Origin of the sequence: uncultured Nostoc sp. (assembly GCF_964247315.1) — a bacterium.
GTDB lineage: Bacteria > Cyanobacteriota > Cyanobacteriia > Cyanobacteriales > Nostocaceae > Nostoc.
This window is the reverse complement of record NZ_CAXTTT010000212.1, coordinates 1-6,340: the sequence shown is the minus strand read 5'-3', so window position 1 is coordinate 6,340 and position 6,340 is coordinate 1. Positions and strand designations below refer to the sequence as shown.

5 protein-coding genes and 1 pseudogene are annotated in these 6,340 nt (G+C 43.5%); 2 read left to right on the top strand and 4 right to left on the bottom strand.

Annotated elements, in window-relative coordinates; genetic code table 11:
• From ACFE93_RS33550 to ACFE93_RS33535, 4 genes and pseudogenes are all read right to left on the bottom strand, one after another.
• A pseudogene (locus ACFE93_RS33550) lies at nt 1-208 on the bottom strand (hypothetical protein); the annotation flags it as partial.
• A gap of 90 nt (nt 209-298) precedes the next feature.
• A complete protein-coding gene (locus ACFE93_RS33545; protein WP_375480277.1) occupies nt 299-859 on the bottom strand; it encodes a type 1 glutamine amidotransferase domain-containing protein in 561 nt (186 codons plus the stop codon).
• 38 nt (nt 860-897) lie between these two features.
• Entirely contained in the window at nt 898-1,785 is an 888-nt protein-coding gene (locus tag ACFE93_RS33540) for an NAD(P)-dependent oxidoreductase (protein WP_375480275.1), read from the bottom strand.
• A gap of 265 nt (nt 1,786-2,050) precedes the next feature.
• Nucleotides 2,051-3,121, bottom strand: coding sequence for an aldo/keto reductase (locus ACFE93_RS33535; RefSeq protein WP_375480273.1), 1,071 nt, complete (start codon nt 3,119-3,121; stop codon nt 2,051-2,053).
• A gap of 428 nt (nt 3,122-3,549) precedes the next feature.
• Here ACFE93_RS33535 and ACFE93_RS33530 point away from each other — a divergent pair, with 428 nt between their 5' ends.
• Both ACFE93_RS33530 and ACFE93_RS33525 read left to right on the top strand, forming a co-directional pair.
• On the top strand, nt 3,550-3,924 hold the full coding sequence (locus tag ACFE93_RS33530; RefSeq protein WP_375480279.1) for a hypothetical protein: 375 nt from the start codon (nt 3,550-3,552) through the stop codon (nt 3,922-3,924).
• Nucleotides 3,925-4,156: 232 nt separating this feature from the next.
• Nucleotides 4,157-6,340, top strand: a 2,184-nt coding sequence (locus ACFE93_RS33525) for a tetratricopeptide repeat protein (protein WP_375480271.1), incomplete at its 3' end; no start/stop codon positions are given.

The following is a 6,340-nucleotide window of genomic DNA, read 5'->3' as shown; positions in this document are numbered from 1 at the left end:
TTGGTGAGGCAGTTGGTGAGGCAGTTGGTGAGGCAGTTGGTGAGGCAGTTGGTGAAGTAGTTGGTGATGGACTCTCAGTCCCTTGTACAGGCACAGCAGATGGAGCTTCCGATGTAGTTTGGTCATGGGGAGTAGTTGGTGTGCAACCAGTCGCCAAAGATAAGGCGATCGCTACTATACCAGTAGAAAATATTTTGAAGTTGGACATAATTAATGTTCTCCTTGGATAAAACTAGATTTTGAAACGTCGAATGAAAAATAAGTGCGATCGCATTGAATACGACCATTAATGCTGAAATCACGAAGCAGATGCCGTCGGTGCAAATTGTGCAAATAGATTCAACATTTCCCGATTGAATGCAGGGATATCATCTGGTTGACGACTTGTCACCCAGTTTCCATCTACTACAACTTCTTTATCTACCCAGTTACCACCTGCGTTACTGATATCATCTTGAATTGTGTAATAACTAGTTAAAGTGCGTCCTTGGACCAAGTTGGCAGATATTAATACCCAAGGTGCGTGACAAATGACAGCGAATGGTTTACCTGTTTGCTGCATTTGCTGTAAGAAGGATTGTACTTTCGGCCCCATTCTCAGCGTATCGGCATTGAGTGCGCCACCAGGCAATAACACTGCATCGTATTCGCTTGCTTGTGCTTCATCAAGAACCCGATCAACACTCACAGTCGTGCCTTTATCGTGATGCCGAAACGCTTGGATTTGCCCCTTTTTGGTTGAGAGTATTTCAACCTGTGCGCCAGCTTCTTTGAGTGCCTTTACGGGTTCTGTGAGTTCAGCCTCTTCAAACCCATCGGTTGCTAATACTGCAACTCGTAAATTTGTTAATTTAGCCACGCCACGATCATCTCCATGTTTTATTCAAGAATTTGCAGTTATGATTCAACGGTTACTCCTGCTTCTAACTCCAAAGCTTTGATTAATGCCGATGCATTTTCTTCTCCCCACCCTTGATTAACTGCTGTTTTAATGGTTTCTCTGACAATTGCCGCAGCAGGCATTGGAGAATTAAAATCTTGGGCAAATTGAGCGATCAAATTCGCATCTTTCAGCATGTGCTTTAACGCAAAACTCGGCGAAAAATCACGATTCAACAGCATCTTGCCCATGTCGTCAAAAATTGGAGAGCGGAAATCTACCACATGCAGCACATCAAGAACATCTTGTGGATTCAGTCCGGCTTTAGTCGCCAAAATCATCGCTTCCCCTAACGCTTCGATTTGGGTTGCCACAATCGAGTTACCGATGAGTTTCATCGACGCGCCTTTGCCAGTATCACCCAAATAATGGATCGTTTCGCTTAACGGCTCTAAAATTGGTTTGACTTGCTCAAATACCTCGCGTTTACCACCAACGACAATCCACAATCCTCCGGCTGCGGATTCGTTTTTACTACCGAAAACAGGGGCATCAAGAAATTCGACCTGCTTTTCGGCATAAGCTGCGGCTTGTTTGCGGGAGGTGTCAGGATGAACTGTACTCATGTCGATCGCAATTTGTCCCGATTGCACGTTCGATAAAATGCCATCTTGTCCAAAGACAACTTCTTCAATCGCCTTGTCATTGGCCAGCGAGTACATAATCACTTCGGCATTTTCCACCGCTTCTGTAGGTGTTTGTGCTTGTGTCGCACCTTGTTCAACCAGAGGTTTACAGACTTCTGGATTACGATTCCAAACCCGCAGATCATACCCCGCTTTGAGCAAGTTGGTTGCCATACCACTGCCCATGATGCCGAGTCCTAAATACGCAATGCGTTTCATAATAATGTTCTCAATGGTGTCTTACTTCAAGGAAATCCGCACATGATATGACACACATGTATCGAAGTCAGTTTCTTTGTACCTTCTTATAACATTTCAGGGCTTTGAGAATAAATACATCTTCCAATCGACAGACTCAGCAGTAGATGTAACTCACACCTGCGAAATTGCGTCACCGATAGCGTAGTGTTAGTGACGCAGGAGCGTCACTTTTCAAGACAGACATCGCTGTTGACTTCAAGAAAACAATTAATAGTATTAATATTTACCCCAGCCAAGCTGGATTCATAGCTGTACTATCATTTTGGGTTGTGGTCTTATATCGTTCGTACTGCCCTTTAACTGCTGCCTCACGGGTACGCGCTAACAGTGCTGTAACTCGTGCTTGATCCATTGGCTCAAATGTACGAACTGCCTCAAAGGCTTGGTCTAAAATTTTCATACTGTCGATGCCCGTAATTACGACTGAGGTAGGCAAGTTCATTGCGTAGTGCAGGCACTCGATCGCACTGACCGTGTTGCTTCTGAGAATGTAGGACTCCCCGATCGATTTCATTCCCAGCACACCAATGTTGTTTTTTACCAACACAGGTAGAACCTGACGTTCAAAACTTCTAAAATGAGCATCCATAACATTTAATGGCATCTGCACAGTGTCGAAGCGGAAACCATTTTGTGCAGCAGTTTCCAGCATCTGGAGGTGAATCTGGGGATTCTTATGTCCTGTAAAACCGATATAGCGAATTTTGCCCGCTTTCTGCGCTTCAACAACTGCCTCCATTGCACCGCCAGGAGCAAAGACGCGATCGGGGTCTTCAAAGCGCAGTATTTCATGATGCTGCACTAAATCGATGTGATCGACCTGCAAATCTTTGAGCGATTCATCAATCTGCATTTTGGCAGCGCCTTTGGTGCGACCGTCGATTTTCGTCATTAGGAAGACCTTTTGGCGATAACCATTTTTAAGAGCATTTCCCATCCAACGGTGGCTACGTCCGTTGTTATAGTCCCAAGAGTTATCCATAAAGTTGATGCCGCGATCGATAGCACTGCGGATCAACTTGATACTTTCTTGTTCTTCGTCAATTTTTCCAATGTGATACCCCCCCAAGCCAATCACAGATACTTGTTCTTTGGTGCGTCCGAGGTTGCGATATAACATTTCACCGCGTCGAGTTGAAGCGGGTGAACTTTGGGCTAGCAGTTGAGTATTTTCATCAACAGGTTCTGCTTGAGCGAGGATCGGTTGCAAAAATCCTTCCGAAACTGCAAGTCCTGCTGCCACTAATCCCGAAGCAGAAGCAGTTTTCAACAAGCTGCGTCTACTGATTTCCATAATTGTCTCCTACAAGCAACAACAGGAATGAGCCGTATAATATCACTGCTATCTGGCACAGAGACTCTAGCTAAGGTGTGTTTTGAAACATACTCCGCAAGATGTATTCCCAATGCAAGTCGATGCATTCACAATGCAAGTTGATGTATTCACAATGCAAGTTGATGTATTCACAATGCAAGTTGATGTATTCACAATGCAAGTCGATGCATTCATAATGCAAGTCGATGTATTTTTAATGCAAGTTGATGTATTCCTAATGCAAGTTGATGTATTCCTAATGCAAGCCGATGCATTCATAATGCAAGTCGATGCATTCACAATGCTTACCTTTTGTTTAAGCTTACCCGATTTAAAACTTTATTTTACTGACATATTTTTTGTTATAATGGATACATTTAGTGTCAACTATAGTAGTAGATACATCTATAAGTATCCAAGATACAACACGCCGTTTGCGCCCTCAAATCATTAGTCAAGATATTGACTCATTCCACGGTTTGCAAACCGTCAGCACCTACAACACAACTCGTGCTGATGCCTCTGTTGCAAAGTTACAGGAAGTTTATCAGGCGATGTTAATTTCTCAACAAACTGAAACCGAGAAACTAGCTTTATACCGTGCTGCTGCTGATGCTGCGCGATTAGCAGAATGGGAATTTCATAATGCTGTATTAGCGATGAAAGAAGTCGTGCGCGGGCAATATGGTTCAGATAGCGATCAAGCTCAAGCGGTGGGATTGAAGAAAAAATCAGACTGCAAGCGTCCTTCGCGCAAAAAGCCAGATGCGATCGCCAGTTAACCCTTTTCTATCACTTTGCAGAACAGGCTTGGCAGTATAGGGGCGATCGCAAGTTAATCTACTTAATTGAGATTGAAAATTTGCGATCGCTAATTATATGATTGAGCTTTGATCATTTTGACGATGCCTTTCATAGGAAATGGTATTTATGCCAGAAGAATGAGGAAATTCCCTAGAAATCGAAAGAAAGTAGAAATTAAGTAGAATAAAGAATAAATCTCACAAGCTGTCTATGCAATGGGTTGATTTTCTAACCAATGAAGCTGCTACTCATAGCTTATCCCCAGAGCAAACGGCAGCTTTTGTAGAGCGTTTGAAGAATGAAAACTTAGGTAAGAGTCAGGTGAAACTTGCCAGTGAATTGAATATCGGTGTTGGTGTTTTCACAAAGCTGATGACTAAGGTGTATAACAAGTTTGCTCAGAGTTGTCCTGAGTTAGCGACTTCTAAGAGTCGGGGCAAACTAGAAAAGTTACGGGCTTGCCTGAGAGCAAAATATAATGGCAGGCAAGACTTCAGCGTGAGCGCTCAGTCGAACGCTACCCACACCACAATTAAAGAAATTCATCAAAATATTCCCCCTGCTGTTCCATTTGAAAAATTTGTGGGACGTGAGGCAGAACTACAAAAACTGCACTCCTCATTACAAACATCTCGGCTTGCCATTGTAGCTGGAGCGGGTATGGGTGGTGTGGGAAAAACTCAACTGGCTACCCAATACGCCAAACAGCACTTGCAGAATTATCAAGGTGGGGTTTGCTGGTTATCAGCGCAGGGAATTGATGTCGGAATTCAGATTCTCAGATTTGCCCAATTGAAATTTAACCTCATTGCACCGGATGAGTGGGAATTAGCAGATAGGTTGAAGTCCTGCTGGGAGAAGTGGCAACAAGGTGAAGTGTTGCTGGTGTTTGATGATGTCACTGATTACGAAACACAGGTTCAGCCTTATCTACCCCCAGAATCACCCCGGTTTAAAGTATTGCTGACAACGCGCCAGGGATTTGATATAACTTTGCCGCAATTACCTTTGGATGTCCTCAAACCATTGGCGGCGATGAAATTATTAAAATCGCTGGTTGATAGAGAACGACTTAAAAACGAGGCTTGGGTTGCCAGGAGAATTTGTAAATTCTTGGGATATTTGCCTTTGGCGTTAGAGTTAGTGGGGCGATATCTGGATACAATACCAAATTTGTCTTTGGAGATACTACTGAAGCGGCTAGAGAAAAAGCGACTGGAACACGAAGCAGTAGCTAAGGCTAACCCATTGATGCGTTATGAATATGGCGTTGCTGAAGCTTTTGTATTGAGTTGGGAACAGTTAGATGAAAAAGCACAAGGCTTAGGCTGTTGGCTGAGTTTGTATGCCTTGGCTGACATTCCTTTATTTATTGAAGCGATAGAAAATGACAATGAACAAGAATTCTGGGAGAAAGCTATAGCCCAGTTGCAAAAACTGCATTTAATACAATGGCAGGCTAAAGGAATTTATCGTCTACATCCACTGATTCGGCAATTTTTTCAAATGAAGTTGGATGAGTCAAGTGAGGCAGATAATGTGAAAACTGCTTTTGTGGCGCTGCTGGTAGAAATGGCAAAGCAAATTCCTCAACAGTCTAACCCTGAAGATATTTTCAATCTCACTTCCACTATCCCCCACATTGCAGAAATTGCAACCCATCTATCCCAGTATCTCAGTAACGAAGATTTAATTTGCCCTTTCACAGGCTTAGGCTGGTTTTATCAAGATCAAGGACTTTATCAGCAAGCAGAACCTTGGTACAAACTATGTCTTGAGGTAGCTGAAAATCGTCTTGGTTTAGAACATCCCGATGTCGCCACTAACCTGAATAATCTCGCAGAACTCTATCATTCTATAGGACGCTACAGCGAAGCCGAACCCCTGTATCAGCAAGCTTTGTCACTGAGAAAACGCTTACTGGGTGACAACCATCCTGATGTGGTTACTAGCCTGAACAATCTTGCAGGACTCTACAAATCTACAAGACTCTACAGCAAAGCCAAACCATTGTTTGAGCAAGCTTTGGAATTGGGCAAACGCTTACTGGGAGACAACCATCCTCTTGTCGTCACTAGCCTGAATAATCTCGCAGCAGTCTATCATTCTATAGGACACTATAGCGAAGCCCAAGCTCTGTATCAGCAAGCTTTGTCACTGACAAAACGTTTACTGGGAGACAACCATCTCGATGTCGCTACTAGCCTGAACAACCTCGCAGTACTCTACGAATCTACAGGACGTTATAGCGAAGCCGAACCTCTGTATGAGCAAGCTTTAGAATTGAGTAAACGCTTACTTTTAGACAACCATCCCGATGTCGCCACTAGCCTGAATAATCTCGCAGAACTTTACCGTTTTACAGAACGCTACAGCGAAGCCGAACCTCTGTAT

Excerpts from the sequence above, each read along its gene's own strand:
- ACFE93_RS33540 (WP_375480275.1), bottom strand. The coding sequence starts at position 1,785 with ATGAAACGCATTGCGTATTTAGGACTCGGCATCATGGGCAGTGGTATG.
- ACFE93_RS33535 (WP_375480273.1), bottom strand. The coding sequence starts at position 3,121 with ATGGAAATCAGTAGACGCAGCTTGTTGAAAACTGCTTCTGCTTCGGGA.